At 52.6% G+C, this 19,137-nt stretch carries 19 protein-coding genes and 1 other RNA gene; 11 read left to right on the top strand and 9 right to left on the bottom strand.

From position 1 onward, the window contains the following. Window positions 1–3: 3 nt before the first annotated feature. From dnaX to ffs, 3 genes are all read right to left on the bottom strand, one after another. The gene (gene dnaX / locus ADINL_RS10215; protein ID WP_036547418.1) at window positions 4–1,797 is read right to left on the bottom strand and encodes a DNA polymerase III subunit gamma/tau; all 1,794 of its coding nucleotides are present in this window, start codon (window positions 1,795–1,797) and stop codon (window positions 4–6) included. 85 nt (window positions 1,798–1,882) lie between these two features. Continuing rightward, window positions 1,883–3,331: a sodium:proton antiporter NhaD gene (nhaD, locus tag ADINL_RS10210; protein ID WP_051632715.1), complete on the bottom strand. Its 1,449-nt coding sequence runs from the start codon at window positions 3,329–3,331 to the stop codon at window positions 1,883–1,885. A gap of 242 nt (window positions 3,332–3,573) precedes the next feature. Then, window positions 3,574–3,670, bottom strand: an RNA gene (ffs, locus tag ADINL_RS16250) — signal recognition particle sRNA small type. A gap of 186 nt (window positions 3,671–3,856) precedes the next feature. On the opposite strand from ffs, the gene ADINL_RS10205 reads away from it, so the two are divergent. Next, entirely contained in the window at window positions 3,857–4,405 is a 549-nt protein-coding gene (locus tag ADINL_RS10205; RefSeq protein ID WP_036547415.1) for a DUF2058 domain-containing protein, read from the top strand. Window positions 4,406–4,459: 54 nt separating this feature from the next. Beyond that, window positions 4,460–5,254, top strand: a complete 795-nt coding sequence (locus ADINL_RS10200; RefSeq protein ID WP_036547412.1) for a response regulator — start codon at window positions 4,460–4,462, stop codon at window positions 5,252–5,254. Between the two features lie 9 nt (window positions 5,255–5,263). On the opposite strand, the gene alr is transcribed toward ADINL_RS10200, so the two are convergent. Both alr and ADINL_RS10190 read right to left on the bottom strand, forming a co-directional pair. Further along, window positions 5,264–6,358, bottom strand: coding sequence for an alanine racemase (alr, locus tag ADINL_RS10195; protein ID WP_036547409.1), 1,095 nt, complete (start codon window positions 6,356–6,358; stop codon window positions 5,264–5,266). Between the two features lie 33 nt (window positions 6,359–6,391). Next, window positions 6,392–6,781 carry a RidA family protein gene (locus ADINL_RS10190; protein WP_036547406.1) on the bottom strand — a complete coding sequence of 130 codons (390 nt, stop codon included), beginning with the start codon at window positions 6,779–6,781 and terminating at the stop codon, window positions 6,392–6,394. A 205-nt stretch (window positions 6,782–6,986) separates the two neighbouring features. Here ADINL_RS10190 and ADINL_RS10185 point away from each other — a divergent pair, with 205 nt between their 5' ends. From ADINL_RS10185 to ADINL_RS10175, 3 genes are all read left to right on the top strand, one after another. Beyond that, complete coding sequence (locus ADINL_RS10185) at window positions 6,987–7,493, top strand: Lrp/AsnC ligand binding domain-containing protein (protein ID WP_036547404.1); 507 nt, start codon at window positions 6,987–6,989, stop codon at window positions 7,491–7,493. Between the two features lie 164 nt (window positions 7,494–7,657). Then, window positions 7,658–8,605: a GTP cyclohydrolase FolE2 gene (gene folE2 / locus ADINL_RS10180; RefSeq protein ID WP_204368234.1), complete on the top strand. Its 948-nt coding sequence runs from the start codon at window positions 7,658–7,660 to the stop codon at window positions 8,603–8,605. Between the two features lie 12 nt (window positions 8,606–8,617). After that, window positions 8,618–9,433: an RluA family pseudouridine synthase gene (locus ADINL_RS10175; protein WP_036547401.1), complete on the top strand. Its 816-nt coding sequence runs from the start codon at window positions 8,618–8,620 to the stop codon at window positions 9,431–9,433. Window positions 9,434–9,494: 61 nt separating this feature from the next. On the opposite strand, the gene ftsZ is transcribed toward ADINL_RS10175, so the two are convergent. The 3 genes from ftsZ to ADINL_RS10160 form a co-directional block, all read right to left on the bottom strand. Beyond that, complete coding sequence (ftsZ, locus tag ADINL_RS10170; RefSeq protein ID WP_036547398.1) at window positions 9,495–10,700, bottom strand: cell division protein FtsZ; 1,206 nt, start codon at window positions 10,698–10,700, stop codon at window positions 9,495–9,497. Between the two features lie 46 nt (window positions 10,701–10,746). Continuing rightward, on the bottom strand, window positions 10,747–12,006 hold the full coding sequence (gene ftsA / locus ADINL_RS10165; protein ID WP_036547396.1) for a cell division protein FtsA: 1,260 nt from the start codon (window positions 12,004–12,006) through the stop codon (window positions 10,747–10,749). A gap of 513 nt (window positions 12,007–12,519) precedes the next feature. After that, entirely contained in the window at window positions 12,520–12,873 is a 354-nt protein-coding gene (locus tag ADINL_RS10160; protein WP_036547394.1) for a hypothetical protein, read from the bottom strand. A gap of 127 nt (window positions 12,874–13,000) precedes the next feature. Between ADINL_RS10160 and ADINL_RS10155 the strand changes: the two genes are divergently transcribed. The 6 genes from ADINL_RS10155 to ADINL_RS16000 are packed head-to-tail and all read left to right on the top strand — an operon-like array spanning window position 13,001 to window position 17,658. Then, on the top strand, window positions 13,001–13,639 hold the full coding sequence (locus ADINL_RS10155; protein ID WP_036547392.1) for an O-methyltransferase: 639 nt from the start codon (window positions 13,001–13,003) through the stop codon (window positions 13,637–13,639). A 34-nt stretch (window positions 13,640–13,673) separates the two neighbouring features. Continuing rightward, complete coding sequence (locus ADINL_RS10150) at window positions 13,674–15,626, top strand: intermembrane phospholipid transport YdbH family protein (RefSeq protein WP_036547389.1); 1,953 nt, start codon at window positions 13,674–13,676, stop codon at window positions 15,624–15,626. 57 nt (window positions 15,627–15,683) lie between these two features. Then, window positions 15,684–15,905, top strand: coding sequence for a YnbE family lipoprotein (locus tag ADINL_RS10145; RefSeq protein WP_239644370.1), 222 nt, complete (start codon window positions 15,684–15,686; stop codon window positions 15,903–15,905). A gap of 9 nt (window positions 15,906–15,914) precedes the next feature. Beyond that, window positions 15,915–16,250: a YdbL family probable chaperone protein gene (locus ADINL_RS10140; RefSeq protein ID WP_036547386.1), complete on the top strand. Its 336-nt coding sequence runs from the start codon at window positions 15,915–15,917 to the stop codon at window positions 16,248–16,250. Between the two features lie 27 nt (window positions 16,251–16,277). Further along, entirely contained in the window at window positions 16,278–16,781 is a 504-nt protein-coding gene (locus ADINL_RS10135; RefSeq protein WP_036547382.1) for a disulfide bond formation protein B, read from the top strand. A 4-nt stretch (window positions 16,782–16,785) separates the two neighbouring features. Beyond that, window positions 16,786–17,658: a DUF1853 family protein gene (locus ADINL_RS16000; RefSeq protein ID WP_051632714.1), complete on the top strand. Its 873-nt coding sequence runs from the start codon at window positions 16,786–16,788 to the stop codon at window positions 17,656–17,658. Here ADINL_RS16000 and ADINL_RS10125 read toward each other — a convergent pair. After that, window positions 17,652–19,067, bottom strand: a complete 1,416-nt coding sequence (locus ADINL_RS10125) for an aminotransferase-like domain-containing protein (protein ID WP_036547378.1) — start codon at window positions 19,065–19,067, stop codon at window positions 17,652–17,654. The genes ADINL_RS16000 and ADINL_RS10125 overlap by 7 nt on opposite strands. Between the last annotated feature and the right edge of the window lie 70 nt (window positions 19,068–19,137).

The following is a 19,137-nucleotide window of genomic DNA, read 5'->3' as shown; positions in this document are numbered from 1 at the left end:
CACTTAATCTATGGGTCTGACTGAGGCGGTATCCAACTCAGCAGAAAACTGTTCTATTATACGCTGAACCAAAGGGTCCTTCTGCATCGCCACTACCGCTTCAGCCTGACGCTCTGCTTTTTTACGATTACTGTATTGGGCTGGTGTTTCGCGGGTTTGTTCCGCCTGGACAAAACTGATCTGCAACTCAACACCCAGATGCTGCTGCAAGGCATCCTGAATACGGGACTGCTGGGTGGCATTCATCAATGCACCCTGCTCTGAGGTGAAATGAAAGATCAGTTGCTCGGCATCACTCAGCTCCAGCGACAGGTTCCGGCAGATACTGGCTGTCATACCCACCAACGGCAGCTCAGGCGCAACCGTAACCCAGTCATGCAGTGCCAGTTTCGCCAGCGTTGCTGCTGGGCGCACCTCAGCAGCTTCATGCTTTTTTGGCTGGGGATCTGCCTCAGGTGCCGGGTGTTCGGTCTCAAGCGGGGGCTCAGCCTCAAGATAAGGCGGTGCATCTTCCCAGGGCGGGACATCATCGACCGCCACAGGCTCTTTTGTAGGCACAGCCGCAACGACAGGCTCAGCAGCCCTGGGCGCCTCTGAAACGGCCGCTGGCACGGATTCAACCACTGATTCGACCACGGGGACGGCAACAGCTGCCGGGACAGCAGGCTGCGCTGCAACAACGTCAGGCCCGGAAGACGCAGTAGGCACTACCGATGCTGGCCGGAACGCCAACATCCGCAACAACACCATCTCCAGCCCCTCTCGCAGATCCGGTGCATAAGGCAAATCTTTCCGCCCCATCAAGCCGATCTGATAAAACAGCTGTACATCTTCAGGCCGCAACAATCCAGCCAGCTCCATGATCTGCTGCTGATCACCGAGACTGTTATCTATCGCGCCCGGCAACACCTGTGCCAGCGCGACACGGTGCAACAGGCTCACCAGATCAGCCAGAACAGCGGCATAGTCCGGACTGAATTCAGATAAAGACTGCACAGCGTCCATGACACCCTGGGCATTCTGCTGAGCCAGTGCAACCAGTAACTGGTACACCAGCCGCTGGTCAATACTGCCCAGCATACTGCGCACATCACTCTCACTGACACTGCCGGAACCAAAGGCAATTGCCTGATCCGTGAGACTCAAGGCATCACGCATCGAGCCATCGGCACTTCGCGCCAACAACCACAAGGCAGGCTCATCAAAACTGATCTGCTCTTCAGTCAGGACATAATTCAGATGTTCAACAATGCGTTGCGGGCTGAGATTTTTCAGGTTGAACTGCAGGCAACGTGATAACACTGTCACCGGCAGTTTTTGAGGATCTGTCGTGGCCAGCAGGAACTTGACGTGCGGTGGTGGCTCTTCCAGTGTTTTCAACAACGCGTTAAACGAGCTGCTGGAGAGCATATGCACCTCGTCGATGAGATACACTTTGTAGCGTCCGTGGCTGGGTGCATACTGAACATTTTCCAGCAGTTCACGCGTGTCCTCGACCTTGGTGCGTGAGGCAGCATCCACTTCAATCAGATCGACAAACCGACCTTCAGCGATCTCTCGACAGGCTGTGCACACACCACAAGGCTCAGAGGAGACACCAACCTCACAATTCAATGCCTTGGCAAACAGTCGCGCAATGGAGGTCTTGCCAACACCTCGCGTCCCTGTAAAGAGATAAGCATGGTGCAAACGGTCATTGTCCAGTGCATTGACCAGCGCGCGCAGAACATGCTCCTGCCCTGCCATTTCACTGAATTTTCGTGGACGCCATTTGCGCGCCAATACCTGATAGCTCATAGAGGGTCCGGCTCTCTCTCAAGTCACCCTGATAAAGGCGCTATCCTAGCACGATTTTGCTAATCACGTCCTGCCAATCAGCGGTTCAATATACGCTGAACAGTGACTCATTCAGCCACAGGTGCAACAGTACACTGGCGATATACCCCAACAGAATCACAGGCATCCAGCGCAAATGCCCCATAAAGGTATAGATTCCACGCGCCTGCCCCATCAGAGCAACCCCGGCCGCTGAGCCGACCGACAGCAAACTGCCTCCGACTCCGGCTGTCAACGTAATCAACAACCAGTGGCCATGCGACATATGCGGCTCCATAGTGATCACCGCAAACATCACCGGAATGTTATCGATCACAGCCGAAATGATTCCCAGCGCTATATTGGCATAGGTTGCATCCCACTGATCGTAGAGCACTTCGGACATCATCGCGAGGTAGCCCATAAAGCCGAGGCCACCCACACACATAATGACACCATAAAAAAACAGCAGAGTATCCCACTCAGCGCGCGCCACACGGCTGAACACATCGAACGGCACCACACTGCCCAGACGCTCAAGACGCTTCTTATCGCCCGCATGCTCAGCCATCAAACGCTTTTTCGCCAGCGAGCTGGGTAATGTCATGCGCAGGAAATAACCGAAGAACTGCAGGTATCCCAAGCCTGCCATCATGCCAAGTACAGGCGGCAAATGCAGCAGTGTGTGACAGGCAACGGCAGTCGCAACAGTGAGCAAAAACAGACACAGGATACGACGGGCACCACGCTTCAACTCTACCTCTTCATCCACCACGCTGGGCTTCTGATTGCCAACAAAGATGCTCATGATGATAGCGGGAATAAGGAAGTTCACCATGGATGGCAAGAACAACACCAAAAACTCGTCAAAACGTACCAGACCAGCCTGCCATACCATCAAGGTAGTAATATCCCCGAACGGACTGAAAGCACCACCGGCATTGGCGGCAACAACAATGTTGATACAACAGAGATTGATAAAACGGTTATCCCCCTCTCCCACCTTCATCACTACCGCGCACATCAACAACGCAGTAGTCAGGTTATCGGCAATTGGAGAGATGAAAAAAGACAGAAATCCGGTCATCCAGAACAGAGTGCGGTAACTGAACCCTTGTCGCACCATCCAGGAACGCAATGCATCAAACACACGACGCTCTTCCAGTGCGTTGATATAAGTCATCGCCACCAGCAGAAACAACATTAACTCGGAAAATTCCAGCAGCGTCACTTTGAAAGCGTCTTCCGGCACCCCTACCAAATCTGCCTGAACATATACCCAGCCGGCAATCGCCCAGATAATACCTGCAGCAACCAATACAGGTTTGGATTTGCGCAGATGCAGCTTTTCCTCCCCCATCACCAATATGTACGCCAGCACAAATACCACCAACGCAACATAGCCTGCTGTAGAGGCAGTCAGATCCAAAGGACCTGTTGCGGCAAAGACGGGAGAAATAGATAAAACTGCAATTAAAAACAGAGAGATAGAGAGGGTAATGCGTCTGAAATTCATGGTCTGTCACATCGCATTGCGTTAGGTCGACTGTACCGAATGCACTGTCGGGATGGCTGCTCAGTATAGTGCAACGCACAACAGACCACTATGCGCCAAAAGGGTTATTTTTATAGTTCTTTAGACCATAAATGCATAATACAAGATAGATTTGAACAACACATAAATAACACAGCATTACATCTGAAAAGCGACAAACTGATACAGAAATGAAGTAAAGGCAGGCTTGTGAATGGAGGCGGCTCCACCAGCCACATCCCGGCACACGAGTCGACCGCTGTGGCTGCTCCCTTCCGGGCCTGACCAGGTTCACGGTGTATCGTTGCGAGAGGACCGGCAGAGCCACCATAACGCGCTGACTGAATGAATCAGTCGGCGCGAAGTATAAGCAGGCCTGCGGCGGATTGCAAATGCTTTCAGGTCCCGTCACTGCCATCAGCATTGTCATCAAACTGCATTTCAGCCCGGCACCATCATGTTACACTACCCCTTTGAGCTCATCAGTTTTATCAGGGTTTACATATCATGGCGGGATCACTGAAAGATCAGTTATTCAAAGCGGGCCTGGCTAGCAAAAAACAGGTCAAGCAGGTCGAGCTGGATCAACGCAAACAGTCCAAGCAAGGCAAGAAAAACAAAGCACAAGATGACAATCACACTGCAGCAGCCATCGAGGCCGCACGGTTGGAAAAGCAACAGAAAGACCGCGCACTGAATGAAGCGCGCCAGCTTGAGCAGGCGCAACGCGCAGCACAGGCAGAGATACGCCAACTGGTTGAACAGCATCGCATCGCGCTTCCGGCCCAAGGCGATATTCGGTATCAATTTTTGAGTCTGGGCAAGGTTAAACAACTCTGGATTAATGCCGAACTTCAGCGGCAGCTGGCAAACAAGACGCTGGTACTGGTCTGCGTCAACAACCGCTTTGAACTGGTTCCCCAGGCTATTGGTGAACGTATTATTCAGCGCGATCCAGATGCAGTCATCCAGGAAGATACCGAACGACGTGATAAAATCGCCGCAGAAGAAGCAGAATATGCTGAATATCAAATACCTGACGATTTAGACTGGTAAAAAATACCCATACTGCTATGGTTGACTTAAAGGTCCGGCATTCATGAGGTCAGCATGCGGTCATTGTCTGCAGCTCAACTCAACCTGCTACTGGTTGAGCCATCGCAACTACAGCGTAAAATCATCACTCAGCAGCTGAATGCTGCTGGCGTAATGGCCATTGATGGTGTCGACTCGGTTGCAACCGCAATCGAGTCAATCCGCCGGATCAAGCCCGACCTGATTGTCAGTGCACTGCATTTCAGTGATGGCACGGCTTTGGATCTGCTCAGCTGGATTCGTCATACGCCCGGATTTACCGAACTGCCCTTCATGCTGGTTTCCAGCGAAACCCGCCGGGAACAACTGGAAACCTTCCGTCAATCCGGTGTCATCGCCATCCTGCCCAAACCCTTCACCAGTCAACACCTGAGTTCAGCTATTGCCGCTACGCTGGACCTGCTGTCGGCAGATGAGCTGTCACTGGAATACTATGATACTGAAAAGCTAAGGGTACTGATTGTCGATGATAGCCGCATGGCTCGCAATCTGATCCGGCGCGTACTCACCAACCTGGGAATTCATCATTTTGCCGAAGCAGCAGATGGCTCAGAAGCCATCAGCATTCTCAGCCAGGAAGGTTTTGATCTGGTGGTGACAGATTACAACATGCCGGAAGTCAACGGATTGCAGCTCACCGAACATATACGCGGTCATGAAGAGCTGGCACACCTGCCTATTTTGATGGTGACTTCTGAATCCAATCAGACGCACTTGAGCAATGTTGCACAATGCGGTGTCAATGCCATGGTCGACAAGCCTTTTGAACCAACGCTGGTGAAACGGTTACTCCAGCGCATGCTGGAGTAACCTGAGCACTCATTCAGATGTATAACGACGCTTGACGCGCCGTGTCAGACCACTGAGCAGTGTATAAGGTATGGTGCCGCAGTAATCTGCGACTTCATTAACCGGGATGTTGGCACCCCAAAGCTCAACACGATCACCCACACGCGCTTCCGGATGCAGTGAAAGATCTACCGTGGCCATATCCATGGATACACGCCCGGCCAGGGCTGCACGACGTCCGTTTAACCAGACCGGCGTACCACTGGGAGCATGCCTGGAATAGCCATCCGCATACCCCACTGCCAGGGTTGCGATCCGCGTGGGTACTTCCGCTATCCAGCTGGCACCGTAACCCACGGCATCACCCGCAGGCACCTCGCGAATGGCAATAATCTCGGTGCTCAGGGTCATACCAGGTTTGAGCTGCGCAGCCACCGGCTGAGGCTCAGCGAAAGGACTGGCACCATACAGCATAATACCTGGCCGCAACCACTGATGATGCGCCTGAGGCCAGTGCATCACACCTGCCGAATTACACAGACTGCGAGCGATATTCATGCCGCTCAACGACCGATCTATCTGCTGCAGCTGACGCAGGGTATCCGGTCGCTGCGGCTCATCTGCGCAGGCAAAATGACTCATTGCGACCACGGACTCGACTGCAGTCAGCGCTTGCAGGCGCTCCAAAGCGCTCTGCACATCATCCGGGTGAACCCCCAGACGATGCATTCCTGAATCTATTTTTAACCAGACATGCAAACCGCTGACATCAGTACGCTGCTGCAGAAAACGCTCCAGCAGCGCAAGCTGTTCCAGACTGTGCATGGCCGTCCAGAGCTGATGTTGACAGATCAGCTCCAGTTCTTCCGCTTCAAAAAAGCCTTCCAGTAACAGAATGGGGCGGGTAATCCCGCCTTCACGCAACTCTAACGCCTCTTCTATGGCTGCCACGCCAAAAGCATCAGCCTCAGTTTCCAGTGCTCGGGCAACCCTGACGGCACCGTGACCATAGGCATCCGCCTTGATAATAGCCACAGCATGCGCATGTGCCGCCTGAGCGCGGGCCAGACAATAGTTATGACGTATAGCGGACAAATCCACGTCAGCGATCAAATTACGTGCCATTTCTGCTCCTGAACACTCAACAGCCCGACGCTATCAGTCTGCCAATACCATCACAGCTTCTACTTCAATATCTGCATCCTTTGGCAACGCCTTCACTGCATAGGCAGCACGCGCCGGGAAAGGTGCACTGAAATAACGCTGCATGACTTCATTCACCAATGCAAAGTTACCCAGATCACTCAACAAAATGGTAAGCTTGACACAATCAGACAATGAACCACCTGCCGCCTCAGCTACCGCTTTCAGGTTTTCAAATACCTGAACTGCCTGAGCTTCAAAAGACTCAGTCACCATTTCCATGGTGGCAGGTACCAGCGGGATCTGACCCGACAGGTAAACAGTGTTACCTGCCTTGACTGCCTGGGAATAGGGACCAATAGCAGCGGGGGCTTTGTCTGTATTGATAATAGTTTTAACGGTCATAACACACTCCTGAGAATTAAACATGGATAGTACTGCCAAGCAGCCAAGGGTTAGCCTAGCAAAGGCACACGAAAAATACTGCCTCAAAAACGACATAAGCCGAAAGATGCACTATACTAATGCATCTTCATCAGAGATATAATTCAAAATTTGATGCATAATAGATTTTTTCTTCGAAAAAAGAATTTAAATAGGAAATCTCCCTGTGTCCAGAACACTCAGAACCGGCCAGAGAAAACTTGATCGAATTGATCGTAATATACTGAATATATTACAAAAAGAAGGCAGGATCTCTTACACAGATCTGGCTGATCGGGTCGGCTTGTCCACCACGCCCTGCATGGAACGTGTCAAGCGACTTGAACGCGACGGCCTGATCACAGGCTATCACGCACAGGTCAACCCGGCACTACTGGGTTTTGACCTGCTGGTATTTGTGGAAATTTCGCTCTCCTATCAGTCAGCCGATGCCTTCGAGCGTTTCAGCAAAGCCGTTTCAGAACTTCCTTATATCCTCGAATGCCATCTGGTATCCGGCGATGCCGACTACCTGCTGAAAGCGCGCCTGCAGGACATGACCCAGTATCGCGCCTTGCTCGGTGATATGCTGCTGAAATTACCCGGCGTAAAGAACTCCAAAAGCTATATAGTCATGGAGAGTGTCAAAGAGGGACTCGCACTGCCGATCGAACACCCTCATACACTCCTGTAACAGCCCCTGTAATAGCGCAGAGACGACATGGACGTAATAACCTTACACTTTACATTTGGCAATTTCCGCCCATACGGGGATAATAGTCGGCTTATTTTACAGTTGCGCCGTCAGCTTCAATGGCTGGCAGCTCCGATATGCATTAAGACACCATGAGATCCCATATGAATGCCCGCGCAGAAATGCCCGATGTCGCCGCCCACACAGCTCCGGTGACTCGTGAAACCCTGGATTGGGTCGGCATGAGCCACATTACCCTTCCTTTAAATGTCGCACAGCCTGACGGTCGATTACAGCCGGTAATTGCTCATCTGGACATTCATGTCGATATTGTCAATCCCGAAGTAAAAGGGATTCACATGTCGCGCCTGTATCTGCTGCTGAACCGCTTTGCCGCAGAACAGACACTGACGCCTGCCGCCATGGAAACACTTCTGACTGAGGTCTGCGACAGCCATGAAGGGATCAGCGAATCAGCCATTTTACGCCTGACCTTCGATTACCCGCTGAACCGCCCTGCGTTAAAGAGCGACTACAGCGGCTGGAAGCCCTATCCCACGACCATTGAAGCTATCAAGCGCAATAATGAGTTCAGTCTGGAGCTATCTGTCTCTGTACCCTATTCATCAACCTGCCCTTGTTCTGCAGCGCTGTCACGGCAACTGCTACAGGAAGCCTTCAGGGACGACTTTGCCAACGAAGAGCAGATTAGCCGCGAACGCGTGGAAACCTGGCTTCGATCTGAACGCGGCAGTGTTGCCACACCCCATAGCCAGCGTAGCTATGCGCGCATACGTGCCCGAATAAACCCTGTCGATCACACCCTGCTGCCATTACTGGACCTGATCGACCGCACCGAACAGGCGCTGAAAACCCCCGTACAGACAGCCGTTAAACGTGAAGATGAGCAGGAATTCGCTCGCCTTAACGGCGCCAATATGATGTTCTGTGAAGATGCCGCACGACGACTCAAGTCCGCCTTCAATCAGGCCGAGCAGTACCTGGATTTCTGGATTCGTGTAGAGCATCACGAAAGCCTGCACGATCATGACGCCGTAGCGATTGTCAGCAAAGGCATTCCAGGCGGATACACACCGCTACTGCAACGCTGATCGACACAGACAATGGCTCTGGAACTGCGCCACACCGTCACTGCGGAAGAAGCTGGCACCGATGCGGCCAGCCTGCTGTGCCAGCTCAGCCAGCTACCCAAGCAGCGCATCAAGGACGCCATGGCCAAAGGCGCCGTTCAGCTTCAGCGACGGCAACGCAAACGCTTGCGGCGGGCAACAGAAACGCTACAAACCGGTGATCAACTCTCACTCAGTTATGATACTGACATTCTGGCACGCAAGCCACCTGAAGGGACACGTTGCATTGCACGCCAGAAACACTACAGCGTCTGGTTCAAGCCAGCAGGACTCATGTCTCAGGGGACCGCTTTTGGAGATCACCTGTCACTGCTACGCCTGGCCGAGCAACAGCTCAATCGCCCGGTTTTTCTGGTACATCGACTGGACAGAGAAACCGCTGGACTGATGCTGATTGCACACACCTCTGTAGCTGCCGCCACGCTGTCGCGACTGTTTGAACAACACCAGATCGAGAAAATCTATCAGGCACGCGTTCGCGGTGAAACACCCGCAGAAGGCCGCATTGATCTGCCTCTGGATGGTAAAACAGCCATCACACACTATCAGCGCCTAAGCTATGACGCCTCACTGAATCAGAGCTGCTTGCGCATTCGACTGGAAACCGGCAGAACCCACCAGATACGCCGACATCTCGACGCCATAGAGCACCCGATTATCGGTGACCCTCGCTATGGTCGTGGAAACAAGAATAATGAAGGCCTGCAACTGCTGGCAACCGAACTGCATTTCCAGTGCCCGGAGCGTAAACAGCAGATCAAGTATTGCCTGGACGGTTACAACAAATGAAAAAAACCGCCTCCCGAAACCGGGCAGGCGGCAACCTGGATGGTTTAAAAAAAGCTGCGTATCAGTCTGCCTGACGACGCAAAAATGCCGGAATATCCAGAAAATCCATATCATCCGTTCCGGTTCTCTTCATCTCTTCAGGTAATGGCGCCATCACCTCAGGCTTTTTCACAGCCTTGGCAACAACGGCAGGCTTGTCATCACGACGCCCGCGAACACTTGGAAACTCCAACTGCCCATAATCAGCACCCTTGCGAACCGAGCTCACAGTACTGCGTGTATCACCACCTGATACCTGTGCAACTTCCTGAGCCTTGCACAGACCAGTTGCCACAACAGTTACCTTGATCTCATCGCTCATTTCCGGATCGATTACAGTACCGACAACGACTGTTGCACCATCGGAGGCATAACCTTCAACGATATCCCCCACCTCGGAAAACTCGCCGAGACTGAGATCCAGACCACCGGTAATGTTGACCAGAATGCCGCTGGCACCTTTCAGGTCTATATCTTCCAACAGCGGGCTGTTGATTGCTGCTTCAGTTGCCGTTACCGCACGCGATTCACCACGACCATAACCTGTACCCATCATGGCCATACCCATTTCAGACATCACCGTCCGCACATCCGCGAAGTCGACGTTGATCATGCCTGGACGGATAATCAGATCAGCAATCCCCTGAACTGCGCCCTTCAGCACATCATTGGCTGCCTTGAAAGCATCAATCAGACTGGTGTTACGCCCCAGAACAGGCAGCAGCTTTTCATTTGGAATAATGATCAGTGAATCAACATTTTCCTGCAGCTCACGAATACCTTCCTCGGCAACACGCTGACGCTTGCGCCCTTCGAAGGCAAACGGCTTGGTTACAACCGCCACCGTCAGGATACCCATTTCTTTGGCCACCTCTGCCACTACAGGTGCCGCACCTGTTCCAGTACCGCCCCCCATTCCGGCAGTAATGAACACCATGTCGGCCCCTTCCAGTGCCTCGGCAATACGCTCACGATCTTCCTGAGCCGCCTGGCGTCCAACATCCGGGTTGGCACCCGCGCCAAGCCCCTTGGTCAAACCACCGCCGATATGCAACGCGGTACGGGTTGCCGATTTCGCCAGCGCCTGTGCATCAGTATTCGCGCAGATGAAGTCAACACCCTCAACATCAGTTGTCAGCATATGTTCAACTGCGTTACCACCGCCACCACCGACTCCGATAACTTTAATCACCGCGCTTTGCGGCAAACTCTCTACCAGTTCAAACATAGTCATCCCTCCAGGAAATTCCCCGTTCTATGACGGGTTTGCCAAATCAAAAATTACTTTGCAACCAGCTTTTCATACGACCCAACACATTACCGACCGGTACCGTCGCCTTCGGGTGTCTGGCTGCCTCCGGCACTGTCAGTCCAGATTCATTCAAATTACTTTGCGCCTGACGCGCATAGTGGAGCAAGCCGATACTGGTGGCATAAATGGGATTGTGCAGCAGTGTTTCCATCCCGCGAACACCATCCGGTACAGCCAGACGCACCGGCATATGGAATATCTCTTCAGCCAGCTCCACCGCGCCTTCCATACGCGCACATCCACCGGTGAGCACCAGCCCGGCGGCAACCAGCTCTTCATAACCTGAACGGCGCAGCTCCGCCTGAATCAAACCCAGCATCTCTTCATAACGTGGCTCAATGACCTCGGCCAGCGCCTGACGGGACAGATTGCGTGCAGGCCGGTCACCAACACTGGGGACACGAATCATCTCATCGGCACGTGATAACTGAGACAAGGCACAGGCATACTTGATTTTGATCTGCTCAGCATGCTGAGTCGGCGTACGCAGCGCCATGGCAATATCACCGGTAATCTGATCACCACCAATAGGGATAACTGCTGTATGACGAATAGCCCCCCTGGTAAAGACAGCAATATCAGCCGTACCTGCACCGATATCGACCAGACAAACACCCAGATCCTTTTCATCCTCAGTCAGCACGGCATAACCCGAAGCCAGCTGCTCCAGTACCACACCATCCACTTCCAGCTCACAGCGACGGATACATTTTTCCAGGTTGTGCACAGCATTGCTGGCCCCCGTCACCAAATGTACTTTGGCTTCCAGACGAACACCTGACATGCCCAGCGGTTCTTTGATACCGTCCTGGTTATCGATCATGTATTCCTGCGGCAGGATATGCAGCAGTTTCTGATCAGCAGGCACGGCAACCGCGCGAGCAGCTTCGATAACCCGTTCAAGATCCTGCTCAGTGACTTCACGATCACGTACGGCAACAATACCGTTGGAATTAAGACTGCTGATATGACCGGCGGCCATCCCGACTGTAACTGAGTGCACCTTGCACCCCGCCATTAATTCGGCTTCTTCAACCGCACGTCGAATCGCACTGACCGTGGATTCGATATTTACGACTACACCACGTTTCATTCCAGTGGTTGGATGATTGCCCACACCGACAATTTCAATGCTGCCGTCGACACGCAACTCACCGACCAGGCACACCACTTTTGATGTTCCGATATCCAGCGCCACGATCATATTGTTGGCAGTCAACATAGTGCTTACAGATTCCTGATAGTTCGCTCAAAAAATACGGCGAGGTCTACTAACCATCCTTCCGAATATTAGACTGCAAATCACAGACCAACTTTTCAAGCGATGATGATAAACATCTTATCGGCTTATTATCGCTGAGCTTTAATCACTCTTTCAAGATTTTTTTATATGAACAGAACGGCAATTTTTTGCCGCCAAAAACTGCATTTTTATGTAATTTCAATCAGATAAGGCAAGGCAATGTGAATGTTATTGCCGCTCAAAAAATAAACAGCGGCATTTTTTTCATCATCGAAATCTTAATTTAAATCAAGATTAAATTTTGAATAAAAGGCGATATTTCAAGATTAAGTTTTGATTTGTCGCTATTATATCAAAAATTAATCTTGATTTTTCATCAAATATCATGATGGAGTTTTGATTTTAGAGAGCTCACGAAATATGATTTAAAGCAAGAAAAAAATGGATCAAAAAATCCAGTGAGCCGTAAAAACTCACTGGAGAAAACGTTTTTTACCAGTACCACCAAAGCACCGGAATAGAGATCATCGTCAGTCCGCCACAGACAAACACATTGGTCAGATCACCCAAGAGGCGCTTGATAATGACCAGATGCACCACCGGGAACGTAATAAAGACACAACTCAATGGAATCCACCAGTCCAGACGGGAGAAACCATACGCCAGCGAACCAATCAAGGTCAGTGCTGCCAGATTACCCAACACCATGACGATCACCAGACCATTGGCATTCTGCAAAAATGAGGGCTTGTCAGCCTCAGGCAATTTATTCAGCGCACCCGCGCTCAAGGCCGCTGACATGGACACCAGTCCGGTCAGCAGGAAAATCAACAATGCATCAGTCATGAAGGCTCCCGTGTAAGATCCAATTTTGTCAGCCGGTTATTGTACGACAAAGCGGGATGAAACCCGAAAAAATGCTACACTGCGCGTTTACCCTTCGGTTCAACCTCCTGAGTGATCGGAACACACCATGCCTGAATTTCTCGTCGATGAAGCTGTTGAAGACTATGCCTATGTCAGCACCCAAGCCGAACCTCCACTACTTCAGGAGCTCATTGATGCAACAAATGAACAGATGGGCTGGCCACAGAAGCTTTCCGGACGCCTGGTCGGACGCACATTGAAAATGCTGGCTGCGCTGACACGCCCCAAACACGCATTGGAGATCGGCATGTTCACCGGCTACTCCGCGCTCTCCATTGCCGAGGGTATGCCTGATGACGGCAAACTCATCTGCTGCGAAACCAATCCAAGAGCCATCGAAATGGCACAGCGGTTCTTTGATCGCAGTGAACACGGGCATAAAATCGAAGTCATTTTTGGTCGTGCTGCCGATACACTGGAACAGCTGGATATGGAGCTGGACTTCACCTTTATTGACGCGGATAAACGCAGTTATCTGCACTACTATCAGGCGGTCAAACAACGAACCCGCTCCGGTGGACTGATTATTCTGGACAATGTGCTCTGGTCGGGTAAGGTATTACAACCCGAGTCTGAGCTGGATGACATCCTGGTTGAAACCAATCGCCTGATCGCCGCCGACCCGGAGGTGGAAAACGTGTTTCTCACCGTGCGAGATGGCATGAACATTGTCAGAAAACGCTAAACACACATCGCTTTCAGCCTGAGAGGGAGCTGCTGTGGCAAAAAAACTGCTACTGTTATCTGGCCTGATACTGATACTGCTGGCAGGATCACTGGTGGCAGCCTACATGCTGACGCCACAGCTGTCCCGCTGGCTTATCAGTCAATGGCTGGAGCAGCAGGGGTTCGATGCCATTGAGTTTCAGATGCAGCCTCCTCACGGCAATCGACTGATCATAAACCAGCTGCAACTCACTCATCTGGATGGCCAGCGACTGACCCATCTGTATATCCATCAGGCAGAACTGAGGTATACACTGGCAGAGCTGCTCAAAACAGCACAGCTCTCAAGCATAGCGATTGACCAGCTTCAGATTGCCATTCAGATTGACACGACCCTGCCGCAACGCCTGCAAACACTTCAGCGTGAAACACTGGACCTGCCCGCGCAACAGCTGGAGACGTTTTTTGACAGGCTCCCGACTGAGCAGCTACACATTGCCGAGGTCACCGTTCACTATCAGGCAGATGACAGCCCGGCACTGGGCGCAACCGGCACCCTGCAGTTGAATAGTCAGACGCTGGACTCAAGCTGGTATCTCACCCTGGATCAGCAACGTCTGGCGGATTTAACGCTACGCGTTCACCGCGACGCCTCTCTATCTCTGCATTTGACCGACACACAACACAGCCTGTATCAGGCCTCTGGCAGCCTCGCCTATCAGGAGCAGCAGTGGCAACTCAACCTTGGCCATCAAGTGTTCAGCACGCCACTGCTGAGATGGTTACAACAACACTTCAACCTGAGCTACAACTGGCACCCGGGACTGCAAGACCCACTCTCCTTTACCACCGAGTTTCGCCTGCCTCGTCAGCTACCGCTAGCACCTGCGGCACTGCTGCAGACACTGACCGGTGATCTCACCCTGGCCACCCGACTGGAACCACGCTGGATTGACCAACCACACCCTCTCGCACTCAATCTGTTGGCGCAGATAACTCTGCAGCAGGGACAACTTTCTGGAGAGTTCAGGGTTGATAACCCCTTAGCACCAATTACCTTTCGTGGAACCATGACACCCGACGGCAAGGCAGATATACAGTGGCGTATTCCAGAAACATCTGCCCCTGAATTACTGGATGGGCTGCGCCCCTATCTGGCCGATCTGCCACCACAAATCCGCCTGCACACGGGTCGTTTCTCGGCTACAGGTACGGCCAGGATAGAACCGGAGAGCTGGCAAATCAGCGGTCAGGCACAACTCGCTGATGCCAACCTGAGCCACGCCAACACACAGATTGAAGGGGTAAACTGGAACAGTCGATGGCAGTGGGATCATCGTGGTCACTGGCACAGTACCGGTGATGTTCAGCTGCAGCGCCTGAATATCGGCCTGCCTGTCAGCCTGACCCCGTTGAACTATCGACTGGAACATCGCGCGCAACAACTGACGCTGCAACTGTCCGCATTCAATGCTCGGCTGTTAGGCGGCCAAGTGTATGTGCCTGCGCTGAGCTTTGACCCTCGCGCACCGGAGCTGTTATTTCTGGTCAGCCTGAGACAATTTAATCTCGGTGCAATTCTGGAACTTTATGCCGAGCAGGGGCTCTATGGTGAAGGCTTGATTGACGGGCAACTACCGGTGCGTTACAACGCCGAAGGACTTAGCATTCAGGGCGGGAATATCGGCACGGTCGCTCCAGGCGTGATACGCTATCAGCCGAATGAAAGTCTGGATGCCATGGCCCAGGGCAATATAGGCTTGCGTCTGGCACTGGATGCACTCAGCGACTTGCAATACCAGTTACTGGATCTGGATGTGTACTACCAGCCGAATGGCGATCTGACGCTGCGTTCACGTCTGCAAGGGCATAACCCTGAATGGCAACAGGGCCGGCCAATTGACCTGACGCTGACAATTGAAGACAACATACCGGATTTGCTGCGCGCCCTGCAGATTACCGGCAGAATTACCGACGCGCTTGACCAGCATTTTCAACGCCAGTAACACCTACTGTTTGGTTCAGGTTAAGGCGCACCGCGTCAGAATAGGACATTCAATGATATGACGACAGACAACGAGGCCTCTATGACCGCTTTCTTATCACGATCAGTGCTGCTGATGCTGCTGATCCCCTTAGTGGCAGCCTGTACGCCAACGGTACAAGTAGCCGCACCCAAGGACCCGATCACAATCAATCTGAACGTCAAAATTCAGCATGAGATTCTGGTCAAAGTCGATCGGGAAATTGATACCTTATTGCAAGAAAACAGCGACCTGTTCTAGGAGATTACCATGTTACATTCAAGCCAACGTTATCTATGGGTTCTGTTGCTCCTGTTGCTGTCGCTTCCCGCCTGGGCTCAGTCACTGGACCAGGCCAAGTCACAGGGACTGGTAGGTGAACAACTGAACGGCTATGTCGGCATTGTTACCCGCAGCCCCAGCAATGAATTGCGGGCACTGGTCACCGATGTGAACCAGAAACGTCGAGCGCTCTATCAACGCTCGGCACAGGATGCGTCCGTCGCACTGGATGTCTTTGAAGCCCGTGCTGGACAGCGCCTGCAAGAACGCGCCAGACCCGGCGAATACATTCAGGATGCCAATGGTCAATGGCGTCGTAAATAACCCCAACCCTGTATCAAGGAGTCCGACTTGCTAAGCTATCGCCAACTCAACCTGCTGGGACTGATGACCTGTATCACCGCGATGGCGTTTGCGGTCGGATATCTGCAGAACCACCTTGAACTCGATCCCTGCCCTCTGTGTGTACTGACCCGTATTGTGGTTATGAGTATGGCGGTGGTCTTTTTCATTGCCCTGATTCATAACCCGGGACAACTGGGACAGCGTATTTATGGCGGTATCAACCTGCTGATTGGCCTGACAGGTTTTGCCATTCAGCTACGTCATATCTGGCTCCAAAACCTGCCACCTGATGAGGTGCCTGCCTGTGGACCCGGGCTGGAGTTTTTACTGCAAACCCAGCCCGTCTTTGGAGCACTGCGGCAAGTGCTGCAAGGTTCTGGTGACTGTGCTGAAATTGACTGGGTATTTCTCGGGATGACCATCCCGATGCAAACAGCCCTGCTGTTCATCTTCCTGTTGCTGCTGGTAGGTATACAGCTGAAAAAGCGCCAGCGTAAACTGTTCAACTGAGCAGATGCTGAATAGCCTGCGCCACCCGGCGGTACGTGATCTCTACTGGGCAATCAACAGCCCGAGCCTGATCAACACCACAGGCGTGACGCACTGGCAGGATCACAGTGATGCGTTTCGACAACTCCTGCAACAGCTGGATCAACAACCAGCCCCCCTGTTAGACCATCTGCAACAGGGGCACGCTGCAGGGCGTCCACTCAGATTAGGACTCTATTTTGAGCGCCTTTGGCATTTTTACCTTCATCAGCATCCCGACTACCAACTCCTCGCCCATAACCTGCAAATCCGGGATGCCGATCAACGCACCCTGGGCGAGCTGGACCTGCTCATCCAGCGTCAGCATCCACCCTGCACGCTGCATCTGGAACTGGCTGTCAAATTTTACCTCGCCCTGCCCGATCCCGATACTGCAAACGCATTGGCCCGATACATTGGTCCAGGCCTGAAAGATCTGCTGATTCGAAAATACCAGCATACCTGTCAGCACCAGTTGCCCCTGTCATCCCGGCAGGAAGCACAGCCACCACTGGCACATCTGAACATACAGGTCGATCAGGCTCAGGCACTGTTCAGAGGGCGTTTGTTTCAGCCCTGGGCAGAAGATTCCGGCCTGCAACCTGCCTGGCTGGCTCAACACCAACTGCCTCGATTACCCGGGGATTCAATCTACCTGCGCCTGGAGCGACGCCAATGGTTTGCTGAACAGCTCCTGCCAGATGCCCCACTGACATCGCTGTCGCATCAACTCGACACACTACTTGAGCGCCCTGTACAGGTCGCACGAATAGATCCGGCCACAGGTCAGGAAAGGCAGCGTCTGTTTATCGTACCGGATGACTGGGAAGCACGGGCGCGCCAATGTCTGACTCACTGATGCATTAACCCCTGCAAGCGGTCCAGCGCAGCTTCATGTGCTGCAGTACAGGGCTGAGCAAAACTCAACCTCAGCGCCTGGCGAAAATCACCGCTGGCGGAAAAGAGTGGCCCGGGCGTGAGTGCCACATTCTGCTGCAGCGCACGTGGATAGAGGGCCAGCGTATCAATCGGGCACTGCCAGGTTACCCAGAGACACAAGCCCCCCTGAGGTCGGTCAAACACTATTTGATCCTGCCAGCGCCTCTGAATTGCCGAAATCCAGTCTTGCGCCTGACCATAGAGTTCAGTGACCCGATGACGCAAGTAACGGTCATACTCGCCAGAGTTAAGATAATCATACAATCCCTGCTGCACATAGTGACTGCTGGCCAGCTGTGTCATCAACTTCAGATAGACGATGCGTGCATGCCAACGTTTACTGATAGCCCAACCCAGACGCAGATCACGTGACAGCGTCTTGGAGTAGGAGCCACACAGAATTACACGATCCTGAGTATCCCGTGCTTTCAGGGGAGAAAGGCGCCCGGCAAAGCTTAATTCTCGATAGATATCATCCTCAATCACCACCAGATCATAACGCTCAGCCAGCTCCAGCAAGCATTGTTGCTCACCCGCCGGCATGAGCGTGCCCCCCGGTGTTGCAAAGCTGGGAGTCACCACACAGGCACGTATCGGCCAGTGCATCAAGGCACGCTCCAAGGCTTTCAAGTCCATACCCACACCGGACTTGACCGGAATTTCAATCACTTTCAACTGTAAAGTCTCCAGCAATTGAATCACCCCATAAAATCCAGGACTCTCTACCGCCACCAGATCTCCCGGCTGACAACTGGCTTTCAGTGCCAGATAAAGGGCATTCTGACAGCCACTGGTAATGCACAGTTGGTCTGCAGTCACCTGACAGGCATCTCGCTGATAACGCTGTGCCAATAACTGGCGCAAGGGTAAAAAGCCTGCTGGTTCTTCGTAACTCTGGTGAGAAACACCGCGGGACTGGCGCAATGCGCGGGCAATAGCCCGGTTAAGCAACAAGAGTCCGGCAGGCAGATAGGGTGCCTGCTGCCCCGGCAGCAGATCAAATGCGGCGCCCTGCATCATGATATCCGTCAGCAGCTCACTGCTGGTCACCGGTACAGGCTGCGGAATCAGTGTCGACTCATCTGACCTGTCGGATACCCGCACAGCAGCAAGCGGGGCACAGACAAAATAGCCGGAACGGGGACGTGCCTCGATACGCCCTTGTGCTTCCAGACGCTGGTAGGCATGTATGACCGTTGCCTTGGAGACACCGCGCTCCCGGCATAGCATGCGTACTGAAGGCAATCGTTCTCCCACCTGCCAGCGCCCTGTCTGCAACTGCTGTAACAACCAGGATTCCAGTGCCAGATAGGCATACTCTTGATTCATACCGAGGCTCCACACATCACATCTGTACCTATTATTTATTATTTTTTTGTGCCTGTCCTTATTTTTACTT

Source organism: Nitrincola lacisaponensis (genome assembly GCF_000691225.1).
Taxonomy (GTDB): Bacteria; Pseudomonadota; Gammaproteobacteria; order Pseudomonadales; family Balneatricaceae; genus Nitrincola; species Nitrincola lacisaponensis.
The sequence above is the reverse complement of the archived record's forward strand: the minus strand, read 5'-3'. Positions and strand labels throughout refer to the sequence as shown.